This window comes from Acinetobacter pragensis (assembly GCF_001605895.1).
In the GTDB taxonomy this organism is placed as follows: Bacteria; Pseudomonadota; Gammaproteobacteria; order Pseudomonadales; family Moraxellaceae; genus Acinetobacter; species Acinetobacter pragensis.
Window position 1 is genome coordinate 67,060 of sequence record NZ_LUAW01000067.1, and the last position, 19,956, is coordinate 87,015.

The 19,956-nt window shown below is 43.4% G+C and carries 19 protein-coding genes; 13 read left to right on the forward strand and 6 right to left on the reverse strand.

Annotated elements, in window-relative coordinates:
* Positions 1–208: 208 nt before the first annotated feature.
* From pgaA to pgaD, 4 genes are read left to right on the forward strand one after another with little or no spacing between them, the layout of a single operon-like run.
* Complete coding sequence (gene pgaA / locus AZH43_RS17160) at positions 209–2,665, forward strand: poly-beta-1,6 N-acetyl-D-glucosamine export porin PgaA (protein WP_067672428.1); 2,457 nt, start codon at positions 209–211, stop codon at positions 2,663–2,665.
* Positions 2,665–4,533, forward strand: a complete 1,869-nt coding sequence (pgaB, locus tag AZH43_RS17165) for a poly-beta-1,6-N-acetyl-D-glucosamine N-deacetylase PgaB (RefSeq protein WP_067672431.1) — start codon at positions 2,665–2,667, stop codon at positions 4,531–4,533. The genes pgaA and pgaB (AZH43_RS17165) overlap by 1 nt, the downstream gene beginning before the upstream one ends.
* Positions 4,533–5,807, forward strand: coding sequence for a poly-beta-1,6-N-acetyl-D-glucosamine synthase (gene pgaC / locus AZH43_RS17170; RefSeq protein WP_067672434.1), 1,275 nt, complete (start codon positions 4,533–4,535; stop codon positions 5,805–5,807). Before pgaB (AZH43_RS17165) ends, pgaC begins: the two co-directional genes overlap by 1 nt.
* Positions 5,791–6,300: a poly-beta-1,6-N-acetyl-D-glucosamine biosynthesis protein PgaD gene (gene pgaD, locus AZH43_RS17175; RefSeq protein WP_227509845.1), complete on the forward strand. Its 510-nt coding sequence runs from the start codon at positions 5,791–5,793 to the stop codon at positions 6,298–6,300. The genes pgaC and pgaD overlap by 17 nt, the downstream gene beginning before the upstream one ends.
* A 47-nt stretch (positions 6,301–6,347) precedes the next feature.
* Here the strand turns inward: pgaD and pgaB (AZH43_RS17180) are convergent, their stop codons facing one another.
* The 4 genes from pgaB (AZH43_RS17180) to AZH43_RS17195 form a co-directional block, all read right to left on the reverse strand.
* On the reverse strand, positions 6,348–7,649 hold the full coding sequence (gene pgaB / locus AZH43_RS17180; protein ID WP_081406854.1) for a poly-beta-1,6-N-acetyl-D-glucosamine N-deacetylase PgaB: 1,302 nt from the start codon (positions 7,647–7,649) through the stop codon (positions 6,348–6,350).
* Between the two features lie 268 nt (positions 7,650–7,917).
* A complete protein-coding gene (locus AZH43_RS17185) occupies positions 7,918–9,627 on the reverse strand; it encodes a flotillin family protein (RefSeq protein ID WP_067672437.1) in 1,710 nt (569 codons plus the stop codon).
* 120 nt (positions 9,628–9,747) lie between these two features.
* Positions 9,748–10,389 carry a YqiJ family protein gene (locus tag AZH43_RS17190; RefSeq protein WP_067672486.1) on the reverse strand — a complete coding sequence of 214 codons (642 nt, stop codon included), beginning with the start codon at positions 10,387–10,389 and terminating at the stop codon, positions 9,748–9,750.
* 504 nt (positions 10,390–10,893) lie between these two features.
* On the reverse strand, positions 10,894–11,436 hold the full coding sequence (locus tag AZH43_RS17195; RefSeq protein ID WP_067672440.1) for a hypothetical protein: 543 nt from the start codon (positions 11,434–11,436) through the stop codon (positions 10,894–10,896).
* Between the two features lie 321 nt (positions 11,437–11,757).
* On the opposite strand from AZH43_RS17195, the gene cysD reads away from it, so the two are divergent.
* The 3 genes from cysD (at position 11,758) to AZH43_RS18280 (ending at position 14,832) form a co-directional block, all read left to right on the forward strand.
* A complete protein-coding gene (gene cysD, locus AZH43_RS17200; protein WP_067672443.1) occupies positions 11,758–12,672 on the forward strand; it encodes a sulfate adenylyltransferase subunit CysD in 915 nt (304 codons plus the stop codon).
* A 127-nt stretch (positions 12,673–12,799) separates the two neighbouring features.
* Positions 12,800–14,413: a sulfate adenylyltransferase subunit CysN gene (gene cysN, locus AZH43_RS17205; protein WP_067672447.1), complete on the forward strand. Its 1,614-nt coding sequence runs from the start codon at positions 12,800–12,802 to the stop codon at positions 14,411–14,413.
* A 143-nt stretch (positions 14,414–14,556) separates the two neighbouring features.
* On the forward strand, positions 14,557–14,832 hold the full coding sequence (locus AZH43_RS18280; RefSeq protein WP_081406855.1) for a hypothetical protein: 276 nt from the start codon (positions 14,557–14,559) through the stop codon (positions 14,830–14,832).
* 3 nt (positions 14,833–14,835) lie between these two features.
* Here the strand turns inward: AZH43_RS18280 and AZH43_RS17210 are convergent, their stop codons facing one another.
* Positions 14,836–15,639: a hypothetical protein gene (locus AZH43_RS17210; protein WP_067672489.1), complete on the reverse strand. Its 804-nt coding sequence runs from the start codon at positions 15,637–15,639 to the stop codon at positions 14,836–14,838.
* A gap of 186 nt (positions 15,640–15,825) precedes the next feature.
* Here AZH43_RS17210 and AZH43_RS17215 point away from each other — a divergent pair, with 186 nt between their 5' ends.
* Genes AZH43_RS17215 through AZH43_RS17225 form a run of 3 tightly spaced genes read left to right on the forward strand, consistent with a single transcriptional unit; the run spans position 15,826 to position 16,938 of the window.
* A complete protein-coding gene (locus tag AZH43_RS17215) occupies positions 15,826–16,347 on the forward strand; it encodes a PadR family transcriptional regulator (protein WP_067672492.1) in 522 nt (173 codons plus the stop codon).
* Positions 16,344–16,685 carry a DUF3861 domain-containing protein gene (locus AZH43_RS17220; protein ID WP_067672450.1) on the forward strand — a complete coding sequence of 114 codons (342 nt, stop codon included), beginning with the start codon at positions 16,344–16,346 and terminating at the stop codon, positions 16,683–16,685. The genes AZH43_RS17215 and AZH43_RS17220 overlap by 4 nt, the downstream gene beginning before the upstream one ends.
* Entirely contained in the window at positions 16,678–16,938 is a 261-nt protein-coding gene (locus AZH43_RS17225) for a DUF2798 domain-containing protein (protein ID WP_067672453.1), read from the forward strand. Before AZH43_RS17220 ends, AZH43_RS17225 begins: the two co-directional genes overlap by 8 nt.
* A gap of 2 nt (positions 16,939–16,940) precedes the next feature.
* On the opposite strand, the gene AZH43_RS17230 is transcribed toward AZH43_RS17225, so the two are convergent.
* On the reverse strand, positions 16,941–17,291 hold the full coding sequence (locus AZH43_RS17230; protein WP_067672456.1) for a thioredoxin family protein: 351 nt from the start codon (positions 17,289–17,291) through the stop codon (positions 16,941–16,943).
* A gap of 129 nt (positions 17,292–17,420) precedes the next feature.
* On the opposite strand from AZH43_RS17230, the gene AZH43_RS17235 reads away from it, so the two are divergent.
* The 3 genes from AZH43_RS17235 to AZH43_RS17245 all read left to right on the forward strand — a co-directional run.
* The gene (locus AZH43_RS17235; RefSeq protein ID WP_067672459.1) at positions 17,421–18,413 is read left to right on the forward strand and encodes an NAD(P)H-quinone oxidoreductase; all 993 of its coding nucleotides are present in this window, start codon (positions 17,421–17,423) and stop codon (positions 18,411–18,413) included.
* Positions 18,414–18,643: 230 nt separating this feature from the next.
* Positions 18,644–18,829: a hypothetical protein gene (locus AZH43_RS19015; protein WP_067672462.1), complete on the forward strand. Its 186-nt coding sequence runs from the start codon at positions 18,644–18,646 to the stop codon at positions 18,827–18,829.
* Between the two features lie 189 nt (positions 18,830–19,018).
* Positions 19,019–19,956 (forward strand): helix-turn-helix transcriptional regulator (locus AZH43_RS17245; RefSeq protein ID WP_067672464.1); only part of this gene is annotated, 938 nt, incomplete at its 3' end.

A 19,956-nucleotide genomic window follows, 5' to 3' on the forward strand; every position in this document is an offset into this window, starting at 1 on the left:
CCTATTATGGGGGCTTTTTTTATGTATAAAATAAATATGAAATATATAAAGTTAAAGGCATCAGACTTGGATTGAGCATTCATTCTGATGGTTAAGTTACATAAAAAGAGAAAATTAATCAAAAAATAATCAAACCAATGAATTATAATGCGAACCAAGTCACATTATGTGGCGGTTTATAAATATTACTTCATTAATGTGAATAATCATGCTCAATAAGACATATTTATGCCAATTTTGCTTTTTATCTATTTTTACGGGTCTTCCAATATTAGGGCTTGCTGCTGATTCGATTGATCAGCAGCGGGAAAAAAGTGTGGCCGATATCCGCGCCGGCAACACTGATCAAGGCTTTCGTCAGTTAAAAACACTATTAAGGCTGTATCCAAACAATCAAAAACTCATTGCAGACTATATTGTGCTGCGTTATGCAAATGCGAAATTTTCAACAGATGACATCATCTATTTAAGCCAAATTGTGCCTGCTGATTTTCCTGATTACGGTAAAGTCAGCGCGGTTAAAGGGCTGCGTGATCTTAAACAATATTATCTGGCGCTGCTATGGACAGAAAATTTTTATCTCGCTGATCATTCTGAACAATGGAAAATCTGGCAAGGTGTATTGCTGGCCGAGTCGGGACAGCACACGTTAGCGAGAAAAAAGCTTGCGGGGCTGGATTTACAGACTTTCAGTGCAGACTACTTATCGCAGCTGGCATATGCCTACCGCTTGTTGGAAATGCCTGCAGATTCATTGCAGGCCGCTCAGCTGGCGCTGGATAAGAAAGTGACTCTAGATACTCAAGAGCAGTATGTGCTGGCGTTAATTCAAAACAGTGATTTTGCTAAAGCGGAACAATATCTTCAGGCAAACGGCATGAATGTTTCACGCCCGGCACTGCAGCATCTGTTAAAAATGAATGAATTTTCACAGCGGATTCAGCAGGGCATTCAGTCGTCAAAAAATGCATTTGATATGAAGCGCGGAGCTGAGGCTTTTGCATCTCTGGATGCCGTGATTGCGGATATGCAGGCTTATGAAGTGAATTTGCCAGCAGATTCAGCCAGCCAGCGGAAATTCTATTATGAATATATATTTGCGCTGAATGCACGAAATTCGTCTCGGCAGGCTATTGCTCAAGCAGGAAAAATACAATTAAACGCAATGGAACTGCCTGCGTATGTCAGGCATGCCTTAGCGGAGAGCCATTTAAGAAACCGTCAGCCGCAACAGGCGGAACAGCTGTATAAAAGTCTGTTTGCCGAGAAAAATTATGCGGACTATAACGTTTATGCAGGACTGTATTACAGTTTAATTGAGCAGGAAAAATTTAAAGAAGCTGATCAGCTGGTTGATGTGATGGATCAGCAGCTACCGACCTTTGTGTACAGCAATGCCAAAGGGGTAGATAAAGCGCCGCATAGTGACCGTGCGGAATTTATTGCGCTGAAAGGGCTGAATTATGCGTACCGCAATGAGCACCATAAAGCTGAAAAATATTTCAATGCGCTGACGGAAAAGGCGCCGGGCAATATCGGTTACCAGAATAATTTGGCGCTGGTGCAGCGCTGGCGTGAAAAGCCTGAACAGTCACAGCAAACCTTAAATCAGCTGAACAGCTTGGAGCCTGTGAATCAGGCAACGCAAGTTAACCGCATGCAAAACTTTCAAGCCTTAAATCAAATACAGGCATGGCGCGCGATGAATGAGTATTTGCTCAAGAATTTAAGTGACGATACCGGTGTTCGGCAAAGTAAAAAAGAACTGGATGACCGTGATTGGGCGACCATTCAGCATCAAAGCGCATTTTCAAAAAGCGACTCTGATAATGATGCTTTGCTGGGACGTTTAAAAGGTTCACGGGAACAAGAAAACTGGACACGCGTTAATAGTCCTTGGTTTTACGAAAATTACCGCCTGTTTGCAGACCACAGCAACCGCTGGGCCAAGTATGAGTCTGGAAAATTAAAGGATCAGCGTATTGGGCTAGGTGCGGAATGGTCGTCTGACCGTAAAGCGGCTTCAGCTTTGCTGTCGCAGAGTACTGACGGTGACCGTTTTGGCGTGCAGCTGAACTGGGCGCAGTGGCTGAATGATCATTGGAACTATGCACTGGGCTATGACAGCCAGGCGGATATTCCATTGCAGTCACTGGCCCAAGGCCATGAAGGCCAGTCATATCAATTGGGATTGAACTGGCAGCAGAATGAATCACGCAAAGCTGGCGCTGCTTTTCAGCTCACGGATATTGATGACGGCAACAGCCGTCAGGAACTTTCTGCCTATTTTAAACAGCAGCTGCAGCAGTCGCCGCATCATATTACTGCGGCCATACTTCGCGGCTATTATGGTCAAAATGATCGGGTAGATGTACCGTATTTTAACCCTGAAAACAGCTATAGCGCAGAATTGACCTTAGAGCATGACTGGATGACATGGCGCAATTATGACCGGCATTTCAGCCAGCATTTCGCAGCAACAATAGGCACATTCGGGCAAAAGGGATATTCAGATAAGCCAATTTACAATGTGTACTATCAGCATGATTGGCGATTGTCTCGCACCTGGAAATTGAATTATGGCATAGGCTGGGGCTCTCATCCGTATGACGGTGAGGACGAAAACAGAAGCTATGCGACGGTTGGATTTGAGGGGCGTTTCTAATGAAAAATAAAATGAAATTAAAACTATTCAAGCAAAGCTTGGCTTTGGGGCTGTTGTTGCCGCTCAGTTCATTCTGCCTGAATGCTGCGGATATCCATGCACAAGATGCAGGTGCGGCCTTATCAGTGAATGAGGACGAACTGCGCCAGAATCAGTTTGTGACTTTAACTTTTCATGATGTTCGCGATGATGTGGCTAAACGCGGCGACCGCGATGTGTATGCCATCAGCACTCAAAATTTAGGGCAGTTTTTTGCTTGGATAAAACGGGAAGGCTGGCAGCCTATACGTTTGAATGATGTTATGCAGGCCAGACTGAAGCAGCAGAAGCTGCCAGAAAAAGCCCTTATGCTGACTTTTGATGATGGCGCGCTCAGCAGCCACAGCAAGGTTTTCCCGTTGCTGAAAGAATACAATTATCCCGCCGTATTTGCGATTCCGACCAGCTGGATCAACGGCAATACCAAAGATGCTTTTGAGGCGTATGGTGCTGGCAATCTGATGACTTGGGATCAGATGCGGGAGATGCAGAAGTCAGGACTGGCGGAGTTTGTTTCACACTCAGATAATATGCACCGCGGCATTTTGGCCAATCCTCAGCAGAATATGGAGCCGGCTGCGATTACCCGTCAGTATTTTGCAGCCGAAAAACGCTATGAAAACGATACTGAGTTTGAGCAGCGCATTGTGGCGGATTTGAAAAAATCAAAACAGGAACTCGACCGCCAACTAGGCATTAACAGTTTGGCTATATTTTGGCCTTATGGTGCGGTAACGCCTGAAATTGAAGGATATGCCCGTCAAGCCGGGTTACCAATGTCGTTCAGTCTGGGCAATGTGGTCAGTTTGGCAGATTCGGCGCATACCTATCAGCGCGCGCTGATTATGGATAATCCGATGCCGGAGCAAATTCATCAAAATATGGATGATTTTATCAATGAAGCCCGAGCGCCGTATAAGCAGCGTAAAAGCTTTTTAGGTTTTAATTTGGCGCAGCTGCAAAGTCAAAGCACTGCAGAGTTTGATCAAAAACTGGGACAGCTGCTGGATCAAGTCAGTGCATTGAAGAGTAATACGTTGCTGCTTCAAACAGCGATTGACCATGACGGTGATGGAAAAATTGATGCACTATTTTTCCCTAATTCAAAATTGCCGATGCAGCAGGATTTGCTGAACCGCACAGTTTGGCAAGCCAGAACCCGAATTTCGAACCGAGTTTACGCCGAATTGCCCATCAACCTGGAATTGCAGCAGGGTATTAATCTTGCAGACCTGACAGCAGATTTAATGAAGAACAACAGTTCATTGGAAGGTCTAGTTTTGGATGCAGGCCATGCATTGGACTGTGCGGTCAGCCAAACGCAGTGGTCTGAAGCCTGCATGCAGCAAGTGAAGCGGATTATCGCTATTAAAGAACGCAGCAAGGCGCAGGCGCATCATTATTCAAATATCAGCAATGACAATCAGACAGCGCTAAAACTGAATTTGAAAGGCGATGATTTAAGCGGTTTGCAGCCCTTGGTCAAGCAAGCGCTGAGCACATCCGATTTTTTATATCTGAGTATGAACCCCGTACAGCAGCCTGAAACATTTAAGGCGTTTGTGAAAGCTGTTCATATGCTGGATGCCGAACAAAAACAGCGCCTGATTGTCAGTCTGGACCTGAATCCGAATATGAGCAGCAAGGACTGGAAGCGCTATCAAAAGAATTATCAAACGCTTCGATCGGCGTCTATTCAAAAAATTGGCATCAATAATTATCAATTAAATGATGGCGAGCGCGTTCAGTGCAATCTTTATCAGAATCTCAGCTTAAATGGAAGTCCGCTGACTTACCGTGATCCGTATCTGCAGGGAGGCGCTAAATAATGCAATTTCCTGAATTCAGCTTTAATGATTTGTTTTTTGGCTTTGCTTTTTTATATCCGCTGTTTATGGCGTGGATTTGGATTGCGGGCGGCATTTGGTTTTATTTAAAACGTGAATGGCAACAGCCGGAATTGCCTGAGCCGAGCGTTGCTGGATGCAGCATTATCGTACCGTGTTTCAATGAAGAGGCGCAGGTGCATGAGACTATCCGCTATGCCATGCAGTCGCAGTATCCCAATTTTGAAGTGATTGCCGTCAATGACGGCAGCAAAGACCGCACTGCAGAGATTTTAGATCAGCTGGCACTGCAGTATCCAAAACTTCGGGTCGTGCATTTAGCCGAGAATCAGGGCAAAGCCTATGCGCTTCGGGCAGGTGCAATGGTCAGCCAATTTGAATATTTGGTGTGTATTGATGGTGATGCGCTGCTGCATCCGCATTCTGTGCTGTGGATGATGCACCATCTCACCAGCTTCCCGCGTGTAGGGGCTGTAACGGGCAATCCGCGCATTGTGAACCGCTCCAGTATTTTAGGCAAAATTCAGGTGGGGGAATTCTCTTCCATTATTGGCCTGATTAAGCGCGCGCAGCGGACCTATGGCCGTATTTTTACAGTCTCAGGCGCAATTGCAGGTTTTCGAAAAACAGCGCTCGACCGCATTGGTTATTGGCGTGATGACATGATCACAGAAGATATTGATGTGTCATGGCGTCTGCAGTTTGATCATTGGGATCTGCACTATGTGCCTCAAGCGCTTTGCTATATTTATATGCCGGAAACTTTTAAAGGCTTATGGAAACAGCGGCTGCGCTGGGCGCAGGGCGGCATAGAAGTGCTGTTCGCGTATTTGCCGAAAATTTTTAAATGGCGTCTAAGACGCATGTGGCCGATTGCTTTTGAGTCGATAGTCAGCGTGCTGTGGGCCTATGTCATGTTCGGTATTTTTGCGCTGTATTTCTACGGGCTGTTTTTCTCATTGCCCGGCGAGTGGGCCATTCAGTCTTTGATGCCGCAGTGGTATGGCGTAATTTTAGGTGTGACCTGCTTAATTCAATTTCTGATCAGCTTATGGATTGACCGTCCTTATGACAAGCAGCGCCTGCTGAGAAACTATTTTTGGGTTATCTGGTATCCGCTGTTTTTCTGGATTTTGGCAATGCTGACCACTGTATTTGCGCTGCCTAAAACTATTTTTAAAACACAAAAACGCGCCCGCTGGGTCAGTCCGGACCGCGGTTTTAGAGGGGATGGAAACAATGAAGCAAATGAATAATTTGGCTCAAAAGCCGGATGATGCAGAGTTTCAGATCATCAAAGATCTATCATTGCTCGAGCTGCCGGAATATATCGACAAGCCTGAATATGTACGCCGTAAATCGGCAGGCTACGGTTTAATGGCAATCGGCTGGGTGTTATGGATGTGGCTGTTCTTGCCTGTGCTGACTTTGCTGTTTTGGTGGTTTGAAGGCACTGTGGTTTATACTCAGGTGGTTGAACAGACTCAGCCGATGACCAGCATTTCTGTGTTAAAGCTGATGGTCTGTATCGGCATTTTTATCAGCGCCTTGTTTATTTGGGCAAGTTATAACTGGGTGCGCTTTCATGGTGAAGACCGCAGGCAATCGCCAGAGAATATCGATGATGAGGGCTTAGCGCGGAGCTTTAATATTCAGCCCCATGAGATTGTGCAAATGCGCCAGTCTAAAAACATCACGCTGCATTATTCAGAAAAAGGTCAGCTGGAAGATTACCAAATCAATGCTTAATGGTTTAATCACAGATTGACGGCAAAAAAGAGCGGGGCGGCAGAGCTTTATTCTGCTTGAGCAAATGCTGTTTTTAGCCGCTGCGCGTTCGGGTGGCCTTCGGCAAAATCATCGGGATAATAGCCGATATGCTGCACACCCTGCTGTTCCAGCAGGGCAATAGTTGCGATCAATTCTTCATCTGAAATTTTATTTTGATGATTCCAGTCGGTCACCTGCAATTCAAAAATCGTGCGGCTCAAATTCGGGTCGTATTTTTTTGCCTGCTGAATCAGGTTCAAGTAAAACTGGCGGTGATCATCAGCCTTTTCCATATAGGGCATCGCCATAATGGCATTGTAGTCATAGTGCCGATAGGTGCTGGCATTGGATTGACTGAACCATTTTTCACTGGCTGGATTCAGTGCAGCTTCCGCATACATATTGCGGGCAAAACGCAAGTTCGGTTGCCGCTGTTTTAAAATGTCACTGATTCCGGCTGCAAACTGATCTAAATAGGCGGTTTTGTGTTGCGCGAATTTTAATTGTTGAGGATGCTTCGGCTGCGCAATCAGGGATGCGCCTTCAAAGCCCCATTGCTGATAAGCCTGTAGAGCAGGAGCGCTGGCATCCTCAAAATCGCTGAGGGTAATATCGTCATGATATAAAATGCCGTCCACCTGATTGTGCTGAATAAAATCCAGGAAAATTTCGGCAGTATAGCGCTGGTTTTTTACATCAAATGGCGAAATGCGGATGTAGCCTTTTTTCTCCCCACGATTTTGCACATATCGAAGCTTATATTGTTCAGGAAACTCCCACGCAATCAAGGGCAGCCATGCGTAGACTGCGTCAACTTCTGTGCTTTGACGGATCTGCTGCAGTACACGCTGAAATAAGCCTTCACGCATCGGAATATGTCTATTCGGGAAATATACAGCATCTGCGGAACCATTGGCATCGGGGTCGGCAAATGCCTGCAAAAAAACGCTATTGGGCTGAATGACTTGAATACGCTGTATCAGCGCTTGAATATTGCGGGTTTGCTGTGCTTGGTCTTGATCATAGATGTAATCTAAATCAATATGCATGATGCGCATGTTTTTCAATTTGGAGGCTGTATTGGAGCCTTCAGAAGGCTGCCGGTGTGCTGTCTTTGCATATTGCTGAGCTAAGGCATCAATTGGATGCTGTTGAATGTGGACTGTATCGGCATTGGCGCAGCCGCTGAGGATGAAGCCTAAAGCGGCGGTTAAGCTCCAGCGCTGAAATAATACAGATGTTCCTGATTTGAATGGAGTGATTGCTGGCGGGCTGTGAACGGCGATCGGTCTTTTTGTTGGCTGGTTATTTAAATAGGTGCATCGCATTGAAAAACCTTTTTCACATGATAAGCAGTGACGCCACTATAAATGCATATGCCGCCCAATTAAAAGTGTGATTTGGTTTGCGCTTTGTCGTTGATGGTATTTAAGAATGATGAAGCTGGCTATCTTTTAATTTTTTCATTAAGTATCTTATTTTTATAATTATTTTAAGCCTGTATATCTTGAATTGCATTTTTCCGAAAAGCCGCGCTTTAACGCTGAGAACTGCCGCGGCTTTTCAGTTCAGCGCCGGCTGTGCCGGCACTGAAAATCAACCTGCATTTTGTTTCAAGCTTTGTGTCAGGCCGTTAATGTCACCGCCTTGAATCCCCAATTCACTCATCAGGCTGTCGATAAGCGGCGCTTGAGAACGGTAGCGCAGGGCGCTGTTGACCACTTGGTCAGACAGGGCAACATTGCCGCCTTCATGCTGCGCGTCACCTTGGCAAGATCCAGCATGATTGCCATGCAGGCCGCTCACTTGCAAAATTTTAATGTCATCAATGTTTTCCATTGGTTTCACGCTTTCACGGATAATTTCTGGCAGGTATTTCAGCATCGCTAAACGAATCTGCATTTCAATTTGTTCAGAAGACAGTACATTATTCGCCTCATTGACAGCGCGCGTGCCTTCGGCATCGACTTGGTACTGCTTTTCCATCGCCTGCGCCAAAAGTATTTTGGCATCTGCTTCGCCTTTGGCTTTCAAGCGGGCTTGTTCTGCAGAAGCTTCCGCCGCAATGCGGATGGCTTCAGCATCATCAGCTGCGGCCTGTTTGCCGGCTTCGGCAGCAACAGTAATCGCAATCGCGTCTTTTTCAGCCGCCTGTTTCGCAGCCACCAATTCAACCGCTTTTTGACGTTCTGCACGCTGTGTTTCACGTACGGTAATCACTTCTTCTTCGGCTTTGACGGCTTCTGCGCGGGCGCGGTCAGCATGCGCTTTGGCTTCCGACTCTTCGCGGGATTTTTCCGCAATGGCAATGGCGCGGATCTGTTCTGCCAATTCAATGGTTTTCTTTTGTTCTACCTGCGCCTGTTCAATAATCTGAGATTTTTGAATGTTCTGATTTTCGACGTCGCGGGCAGCAGTAATGCGTTTCAAATCGACTTCACGTTCTGCCGCAATTTGGGCTTCTTCTGCCTCACGCTTCTTTGCGGCTTCCTGCGCTGCTATTTCTGCCAATTGTTCAGCGCGGCGAATGGCAATTTCACGCTCCTGCTGCAGTTTGGCATATTCTTCTTCACGCACAATTTGCATGCGCGCTTGTTCTGCTTCTAAATTTTTGGTTCGGATGGCGAGGTCAGCGTCCTGCTCAATTTCGTTGCGCTTGCGGCGGCGGTCTTCAATCGTCTCAGTCAGCTTGGTTAAACCTTCCGCATCGAAGGCATTTTGCGGATTGAAGTATTTAAAGCCGGTCTGGTCCAGCCCTGTGAGCGAAACAGTTTCTAATTCTAAACCGTTTTTATGCAGATCTTCAGAGACGACTTGCTGTACTTTCTGCACAAAATCGACCCGCTTTTCGTGCAGTTCTTCCATTGCCATTTCAGCCGCTACTGCGCGCAATGAATCTACAAATTTACCTTCGACCAAATTTTTCAGTTCATTGGGCGACATGGTTTTTTGCCCCAGCGTCTGCGCAGCCGTGGCAATAGATTCCGCCAAAGGCTTTACACGCACATAGAATTCCGCCATGACATCTACCCGCATGCGGTCGCGGGTAATCAGCGCCTGATCATCTGCGCGGCGCACTTCTAGGCGCAAGGTGTTCATATTGACCGGTATGATTTCATGCAGCACTGGCAGGACAATTGCGCCGCCGCCTAAAATGACCTTTTCACCGCCAAAGCCCGTACGGACAAAAGAAATTTCTTTGCTGGAGCGGCGGTATAAGCGGGCTAGAATAAAGCCAATAAAAATAAGGGCGGCAAAGATCACACCGGCAGTAGCCAAAATACCGCTTGGAATAAAATCGAACATGTTGTTATTTCTCTATAGTTGTCTTTAAATTAAAAATCTATTTGTTAATTTTCTATACGGTCTGCAAGAACTTAAATAAAATGAAGTTCTTGGTTTGATCAATATTTTATATCACAGATTTTATAAAGGAAGATTCGCCTGAAAGCCAATTTTGGTTTTTTGGGTTAAAACCACAGATTGGCCCTGTTCAAAAGTTTCATCAAGCTCAGGCTCTACCATGATATAGTGGGATTGACCGTATTGGTCATACACTTTGGCCTGCGCAGGAAAATTCATTTTGGCATTGCCCAATACAATGACGGCAGTGCGCCCGATGAGCTCTTCACTGTAAATTGCTGTGGTTTCATCCTGCGGTAAAATTCTGGAAATCAGCTGAGCGCTGACCCGGACCAGCGGCATGCATAAAAATAGACAGGCAGGGGAAATCAGCCATACGCTAAATGTCATGGATGTAAAATGCAGCATCAGGCCTTGAATGATTAATCCCGTCAGGCTGTATACCGTCAGAAAAATAATCAGCCAAATAAACAGCGGCACACGTCCCCAATACATCCAGTCAAAGACTTTTGAAATAGCAGAATGGCTGGTTTCTGGGCTGAGCTCGGCTGGCTGTCCAGCATCATCTGACAAAAATTGATCCAGCACGCTATGTGAGCTGCCGCCAATCAGCGCCAGCGCTATTTCAAAAATACCGAAAAGAAACATCAGGCAGAGGCTGATGCTGAAGATAATATTAGACGGGTGAGTAATTAATTCCCACATTATATTTATCTCCATATTTTGCTTATAAAATACTTGAAAATTCCAGTAAAATAACTGAGTGTTTTCAGTTGCTAAAGATAGCATTTAACTTTGCTAAAGTATAATGAAAATAATAAGAAGAGCAGCATTTCAGTTATAAAATATACTAATCTGTCTACCTAGCCAATCCCGCATTTATTTATGGGCTTATTTATAGTTTTTTAAATAGGATAAAAGCTTATTTTCTTCGGCTGTTCATCCCGTATTTTGTACCCAAGCCGAATGCAGGGAAACGCTGGTTTAAGGGCCGTTTAAAGAATAACAATCGCAGCTCTATTTTTAGATGAGCATCTTCTGTAAAACGCGGTCTATAGTAATTTGTAGACTAACAACCTCTGCAGCAAAGCACGTCCATCAAATGATTTTGAAGAAATACGGCTGTTGTGAAGTATTTTTACGTTGGGTTTGATGTATTGGGCCATCTAGATTTAACCTGTTGGCAAGGCGCATTTTCTGATGCATTTCTTAAAGCAGGGCTGTTTGAATGCGGACTTTCATAGTCAAGGCGGCCTGAATAATAAAAGCCTTCATCCATTGTACTTGCTGCCCCATGGGATTGGTTTTGACCGCGCTATTTAAAAAGCTGAGGGCTGGCAGGCTGAACAGCTGCTGTTGAATGGCTTCCTTGAGCTGATCGGTATTGGCGGCCAAAGGCATGCTGACGCTATAAAAGCCTTTGGGATAATTATAAAAGGCATACAGCAGGTTAAATGCGCGCTGATCGCCTTTTAAGCTGCCGGCGCCTATTTCATAGCTGCGGTCCTGATTGCTGTGGGTCAGTCCAATCATAAACTGCCATTGGTTATCCGAAAGTCTAAGGCCAAATTGCAGGCCAATTTGATCTGCGGTTAACTCATGCTGGGCAAAATTATTCAGTGCAGATGCATCTTCATTCAAGGCTTCCTGCAGGATCAGCATATTCGAATTATGCACGTAGATAAAGCCTGCAAGCTTTGCCTGTTCTAACCGCGCTTTTAAGGATTCAAGATCAAAATGGCTGTAGGGCATCGGAAGTCACACGCTGAGGAACAGCCTTTACTTTAAGCATGAACAGGCGCAATAAGAAGGCGCTGTTTAGATAAATTTTCTATGATGTTATTGCTGACGATTGTAAGCAATTGGCGGTAAATTGGCGCATAATTTCAGAAATCGGTTTTATATGCGCTGTTGATTAATAAAATCCGATAAGCATTATCAGAAAACCTCTATATGACTAATTTGCATATTAATATAATAAAACAAGCAATAGTGGAGATAACTAAATCACTATAATGAATATAAATTTTCAAAAGTGTCATAAGTACACGTTTTTCTAAGCTGGTGTTGTCCATGTCGTTAAATGAGGAAAGACTTACTCATCTTAAACAGCTAGAAGCTGAGAGTATTCATATCATCCGTGAAGTTGCCGCTGAGTTTGAGAACCCAGTGATGCTTTATTCTATTGGTAAAGATTCTGCAGTCATGCTGCATCTTGCTTTAAAAGCATTCTATCCTGCCAAACTTCCTTTCCCGCTGCTGCATGTTGATACAGGCTGGAAGTTCAAGGACATGATTACATTCCGTGACAACATGGCTAAAGAACATGGCTTTGATCTGATTGTGCATCAAAACAAAGAAGGGAAAGACGCAGGCGTTAATCCATTCGACTACGGCAGTTCAAAATATACTGATATCATGAAAACTCAGGGCTTAAAGCAAGCGCTTGATAAATATCAGTTTGATGCTGCTTTTGGCGGCGCGCGCCGTGACGAGGAAAAATCACGCGCTAAAGAGCGTGTGTATTCTTTCCGTGACAGCAAGCACCGCTGGGATCCTAAAAACCAGCGTCCTGAACTTTGGAACCTGTACAACGGTAAAGTAAACAAAGGCGAAAGCATTCGTGTGTTCCCTTTGTCTAACTGGACTGAGCTGGATATCTGGCAATACATCTACCTTGAAAATATCAAGCTTGTTCCTTTGTACTTGGCTGCTGAACGTCCAGTGGTTGAGCGCAGCGGTACACTCATCATGGTGGACGATGAGCGCATGCGTTTGAACGAAGGTGAAGTGCCGCAAATGAAATCGGTGCGTTTCCGTACTTTAGGTTGTTACCCATTGACGGGTGCGGTTGAATCAACTGCAACAACCTTGCCGGAAATTATCCAAGAGATGCTTTTAGCAACCACATCTGAACGTCAAGGCCGTATGATCGACCATGACGAAGCAGGTTCGATGGAAAAGAAAAAGCAGGAAGGTTACTTCTAAAAATCTTGAAATCTCCCCCTAACCCCCTCTTTATGAAAGAGGGGGAACTCCCGAAAAAGAAAGGAGGATTTAGGTGGATTGAAAGATCAAGAAACCGATTTCAAAAGAATATGTGGAGCTTTGAGCAATGTCTCATCAATCAGATCTTATTAGCCAAGATATCTTGGGCTATTTAAAACAGCACGAAAATAAAGACTTATTGCGGTTCCTGACTTGCGGTAACGTCGATGACGGCAAATCAACTTTAATCGGCCGTTTGCTTTACGATTCAAAATTGATTTATGAAGATCAATTGCAAGCCGTAACCCGTGACTCTAAGAAAGTGGGTACGACTGGCGATGCGCCTGATTTGGCGCTGCTTGTGGATGGTCTGCAAGCTGAACGTGAGCAGGGGATTACCATTGATGTGGCTTACCGTTATTTCTCTACAGAAAAACGTAAGTTCATTATTGCTGACACCCCAGGACACGAGCAGTACACACGCAACATGGCAACTGGCGCGTCAACTGCCGATCTTGCGATTATCCTGATTGATGCGCGCTACGGCGTACAAACACAAACACGCCGCCACTCATTTATTGCAAGCCTTTTGGGTATTCGCAACATTGTGGTTGCGATTAACAAAATGGACTTGGTTGAATTTTCTGAAGCGCGCTTCAATGAAATTCAAGCAGAGTACAATGAGTTCGTGAACCAATTGGGTGAGCGTAAGCCAGCGAATATCATCTTCACGCCAATTTCTGCGCTGAACGGGGATAACGTGGTAAACAAATCGCCAAATACGCCGTGGTATCAAGGTCAGACTTTAATGGAGACTTTGGAAACTGTTGAAATTGCGAACGATACGAGCAAGCACGAATTCCGTTTCCCTGTACAGTATGTTAACCGTCCAAACCTAGACTTCCGCGGTTTCTGCGGTACAGTTGCGCTGGGTGGCGTGAAAGTAGGCGATACCATTACTGCATTGCCATCTGGCAAGTCTTCAACTGTGAAAGAAATTGTCACTTTTGACGGTAACTTAGATCATGCGGTTGCGGGTCAAGCCGTGACTTTGACGCTGAATGATGAAATTGATATTTCACGCGGTAACGTGCTGGTGAAAGCTGGCGAACAGCCGTTAATTTCGCGTTCTGCGCGCGCGTCTGTGGTTTGGATGACAGATCAGCCTTTAGTCTTGGGCAAGCTGTACAACGTGAAGTTTGGTACACAGACTATTCCTGCAAAAGTAGCAAAAATCAACTACCGTACCAATGTCAATACATTGGAAAAAATGGAAGTTGAACAGCTGGATTTGAACGCAATTGCAGACGTTACCATTGAATTTGATGCGCCAGTGGTATTTGACCGTTATCAAGACAGCCGTTACACAGGTTCATTCATTTTCATTGACCGTTTAAGCAACGTAACAGTTGGTGCTGGGATGGTTGAGGCTGCGGTTGAATGGACTGCACACAGCGAACCTGTAACTGCTGAAGCGCGTGCTGCGCGTTTGGGTCAAAAACCTGCTGCAGTGACTGTTTCTGCGAAAGCGCTTGAAAATGCGCAAGCGATTGAAAGCTTGCTGATTCAACAAGGTGTAGTTGCAATCGCGAAAGCGGGCTTAACAGCTGAACAAGTTGCACTGGTACGTGAAACGGGTGTGGTTGTGATTACTGATACTGTTGATGGTGCTGATGTGACTTACACAGTAGAAACAGCTGAAGAAGTTGCTGAGAAAATTGTTGAGTTGGTTCGTCTGTAATAGATTGAGCTGATTAAAAAAAGCCCACCGAAAGGTGGGTTTTTTATTTCTTAAATTAAGTGATGGAAAAACAATCACTTAAATAGTGAATTATAGTTTAAGTAAATGCTTTTTCTATAGAATGCCCCCAAAAGAGGGTATATATGAAAAAGGTATTATTTTTTATTGGGTTGTGCACATTAGCTTTGAATGTTGATGCAAAGCAAAGTGGTCTAAGTACGGAGTCAATTAAACAAAAAATTATTCAGCAGTCGATTGAAATTTATCCAGGGAATTGTCCGTGTCCTTACAATACCGCAAGTAATGGTAGTCGGTGTGGTAAGCGCAGTGCATACAATCGGGCAGGTGGTTATGCTCCACTTTGTTACCCTGAAGATGTGAGTGATCGGATGGTGAAAGAATATAAGGGGAGAGTGTGATCTCTACTCGTCAATATTTATGCATTCATGTAATTTTAATATCTTATAAATAAATGGTTTTTCGTTGATAGTTTGTATTTCTACGTCAACTATAAATGCAACACCATACGGGTGTTGGTTAAATAGCATTTCTTTTTTTAATTCGTCATTTGCAAATCTAATTTTAACTGTATTTTTTGAAATGGACTCAATTACCCCTTTATCATTATTGGTATTTTTTGTCGAGGAATCTGTTTGCGTGAATACAAGTAAAACCTGTTCTTTGATATTGGTTTTGGGTGTGGGTCTAAACTCTTTGATAGATTGAGCTTTATTATAGATATCTTTAGCATCTGAAGAGTTAATTGTTACATTGACAGTGCAATTATTACCAAAATTTATTCCTTCAAAGCTAATTTTGCCATTTTTATCATTAAGTATAGGTTCTACTAACCCTTGTATATTACTTAGAGTTGAAGTACTTAATTTGTCTTCTTCAATAATTTCATGAGTTGAATTGTTTTTTAAAAGATTAATAGTATTAGCGATATGTTTTGTGAAATCCAATAAAGTGTTTGCATGTTCAGCAAAAGCAAGCAAGGTGGGGCTATATGCTATCAAGTCTGTAATAATTGATTCTGAGCGAATTTCATTAACAAATAATTTAATATCATCAGGTTGTAAGTGATTTTCAGCCGTTCTAATGTAATTTGAATATTCAGAGTTAACACTATCTAAACTATTAATGTAATGTGCTAATTCGATTTTATTTGAGTATTCTATGTGTATTTGTAACTTTGATTCATCAAACTTAACTATAGTTTCCATAGGTAATTTTTCTAAAGTATTTGTATGTATTTTATACATATTTTATTGAAAAAGAACTCTGACTAATGTCTATTTAAAAAGTATTTTCTAGTTTTTTTAAGCAATGTATATTTCGTGTAATAATAATTAAATTTTAAAAAAATATGATAAGATATATCTTAATTAATCTTAATGTGTGTCTTTGCAATGTCAAATTCAGACCTTCTCGCAGCCAGCGATAGTCCTGCCAAAACTCGCAAACGCCTGTTTGAAGCAGGGCACATGAAATTGCTGGTGCTGCATCTCATTTCCCAAGCACCTAAATTCAGCTACGACATTATCAAAGATGTAGGTGTAGTTGTCGGCGGTGGATATAGCCCCAGTACAGGAACCATCTACCCAACGCTGAACTACCTAGAAGAGCAGCAGTACATACATGCAGAACTCAATACAGACGACCGTAAACGGTACAGCATTACAGAACACGGCATACAGCATCTAGTTGCAGAAAAAGCGACTGTAGATAAAATCCTGTGCCGTTTTGATACCCGTAAGCAAATTCATAACGACGAACAATATGTCGATATTAAACGTGCAATGGAAAACCTGAAAGCATCACTGCGCATCAAAATTCAGCACTGTGAACTTACACCTGAACAGGTCTACGCCATTGCGGAAAAAATAGATCAGGCGGCAGTCGAAATTAGCCGTATGGAGGTTTCCCAATGAAGCAGCATCAATATGAAATTACCGTAAAGCACATTGCAGACGCACAAGGCAATCCATCTGGTTATACAGAAGTGCTGCAGTTTAATGCCTATAACCATGACGACCTTTTTAAGGTTTTAGAACACATCAGTAAGGCAAAATTATTTGATGATGAAAAGACTAAAGCCTTTGCGGTCGGTTTGAAGCTGTTTGGTGAAACCCTATTGGAAAATAAGGATATGCCGCTGTTTAAAGACTTTATGCCGCAATTTATCGAGTTTATGAAAACACTGAAACAAACGGTGAAAAGTCAAAGCAATGAATCGGTAACAATGGAAAAGGGTGAAATCAATGAATAACCTCCCAAAATTTCATCCTAAGCATTTGAATTGGTTAATGCCGTTGATTCTGTCTGCAATTATGAGCGGTTCGATCTCATGCTTTAACATCTTTTTAAAGGCAGGTGCTGTAGATGGCTTTTTAGCGATTTGGTTACATGCATGGGCTTTATCTTGGATGATGGCATTTCCACTGATTTTGATCATGCTGCCTTTGGTCCGTAAGTTTTTAATGAAGTTTGTGCAAATGCCAAATGAGCCAACAGCTAAATAAAATTAGTCTTGGAGTGAATGGGTTTGTATGACCAGTCGAAAAATTGCTTCTAACTCATGAAGCGTTTTGACGCCTGCAATGCGCTTGACCACTTGCCCTTGATAAAACACTAAGGTTGAGGGTAGGCCATAAACGTTATAGCGCAGCGTTAAAATTGGCGATTGATCAATATTAACCTTGCCGAATTTAACTTTCGGTTCTGTGTTGGATTGCCGCTTTGCCCATTGTTCAAATACAGGGAAGTTTTGCACACAAGGCGCACACCACTCTGCATAGAACCGAATGACAGCCAGCCCGTCATACCACTCAAATTCAGCAGAGTTATTTTCAGAGTATTCAATGATCTCGGTCATGCAGCACCTATTATCAAGCAGGTAAATACCTGCAGGATTATACATAAGTCCATGGCTATTCATTCTGCAGCTGTTATATGTTCAAATAGTTTCAACGCATGAATATTCAATAATTGAAAAGGAAGAAGGATGTCACAGGCAACGATGCAGCAAGTCATTATTACTGAACCGGGCGGTGTAGAGAAGCTCGCTTATGAAACTGCAGCAGTACCTGCGCCGCAGGCCGATGAAGTGCTGGTTAAAGTGCATGCATTCGGGATTAACCGTCCTGACATTTTGCAGCGCCAGGGCTTATACCCTATGCCAAAAGGGGTAACGCCAGTACCCGGTCTAGAAGTGGCAGGTGAAGTGGTTGCTGTCGGTGCAGATGTCACTTTATTTCAAGTGGGAGATCAAGTCTGCGGTCTGACCAATGGCGGCGGTTATGCAGAATATTGCGTGGTGCCGGAAAGTCAGGTATTGGCTATTCCAGCTGGGGTAAGTTTTGAACAGGCCGCAGCGATTCCAGAAACATTTTTCACCGTCTGGGCCAACGTATTCCAAATGGGAAGAGCCAAAGCCGGAGAAACGGTTTTGGTGCATGGCGGCGCGAGCGGCATCGGTACAACAGCGCTGATGCTGTGCAAATCATTCGGCATTAAAACTTTTGCAACAGTGGGTACTGATGAAAAAGTTAAGGCAATTTCAGATTTAACCACTGCAATTAATTATAAAACCCAAGATTTTGAACAAGTCATCAATGAAGCGGCAGAAAATAGCGGCGTAGACGTTATTTTGGATATGGTTGGCGCACCGTACTTAGAGAAAAACCTCAATCTGCTGCGCCGTGACGGACGTCTGGTGTATATCGCATTTTTAGGCGGAGCAAAAGCCAAAGAGGTGAAGCTTGGCCAAATTATGATGAAGCGTTTAACTATTACGGGTTCAACGATGCGTGCGCGAAATACGGCAGAAAAAGCAGAAATTGCCAAAGGCTTGCAGGCATATGTTGCGCCATTGTGGGCTAACGGCGAATGCTTGCCAATGATTTATAAAACATTCAAGTTTGAGCAGATTCAAGATGCGCATGCCTGCATGGATACAGGAGAGCACATTGGCAAGGTGGTTGTCCGTGTCATATAAAAAATGATTTTAAAATAAAGCCGGCACTGTCCGGCTTTATTTTTTTGATGAAAATGTGAAGTGGATCAAATTATTTGCTTGAATAAATATAAATTTTTTCCCAAACGTTAAATAAATGATGATTGTTCGACACAACCTGTCAAAACTGAGGTGTACATTTGCACTTAGATTGAAACCTGACTGATTTGAAAGGTTTTAAATGAAAAGTACTGCAGTGCATTGAGGTGATCATGAAAATAATATCAACGTCTTATACGCGGGCCCATGGCTTTCGTGCACTGAAGCGCTTGCATAAGGCTGTCATCTATAATCGAGGTGTACCTTCAGAACTGCATAAAATGTACCGGGCGCTGATACATTTAGAGCGCTATATGGAACGTTTAACACGGCAAAAAAAGTCAGAAAAACAACAATGAAAAATTGCCGTTCAGGGGTATACAGAATTGTCTGTTTTTTATAGACAGGGCAGATGATTATTGTAATAATTATGAAAATAGACCACTGGCTTTACCTTTGCTTAATAATTTTCAGCCATTCATTTTAAATGGGCTGATTGAATATTTGATTGTTGATTAGCGTACAATTTTTTGTACAGCGAGGGGAATATGAAGCGTACCGCTTCAACTCACGAACGCCTTGCAGAGCGTTTAGCAAATATATTAACTAAATTAAATGTGGGGCATCAGTTAGCTGTTGCAGAGTTGGCGCAGGAATTTCAAGTCAGTACGCGCACCATTGAACGGGATTTTGACCGTTTAAATTCTTATTTGCCTTTAATACAAAACCTGAACACCAAAAAATATTCATTAGATCCAGTGTATCTTGGGCGTTTTAAGCTGCAGGATATTCAGAATTTTGCCCAGCTTTCCGGCATCAGCGAGCTTTATCCTTCTTTGGATATGTCATTTTTAAGAGGCTTGCTGGATGAGCGCGCCAGTCAGATATTTTCTGCTAAGGGCTATTATTATGAAAATGCGCAGGAGTTTGCGGAACATTTTCAAGTTTTTGCAGAAGCAATTCATCAGCGCAATACAATCAGTTTTATTTATAACGGCATACAGCGTTCAGTTAAGCCTTATCGGCTTATTCATTATCAGGGAAATTGGTATTTGGCTGCTGTGCAAAAGGCAGAGTTGCGCTCTTTCCGTTTAAGTAAAATCGGTAAAGTTGAAAAGCACGCTTTAGACTTATTTAGTCATGATCCTGTCATTTTATCGCAATTGGAAGATGAAGAGGGGATTTGGTTCGGTACTGAAAAGCAGGACATTATATTTTCAGTGCGGCCAGAAGTTGCGCATTATTTTAAGCAGCGCAAATTGCTGCCTGAACAGAATATTGAAGAAGAAGATAGTACCGGCGCGTTGATGATCCGCTGTCAAATCCGTCATGAAATGCAGCTGTTGCCTTTGGTGCGCTATTGGATTCCCTATATTAAAATTATTCATCCGGCGCATTATCMGGAAMAGTTGGAAAAGGGGCTGCGTCAGTATTTGTGTTTGATGCGCTTTCTGCCAATGGTTCAATTGAAATGCCTCTGGATAAA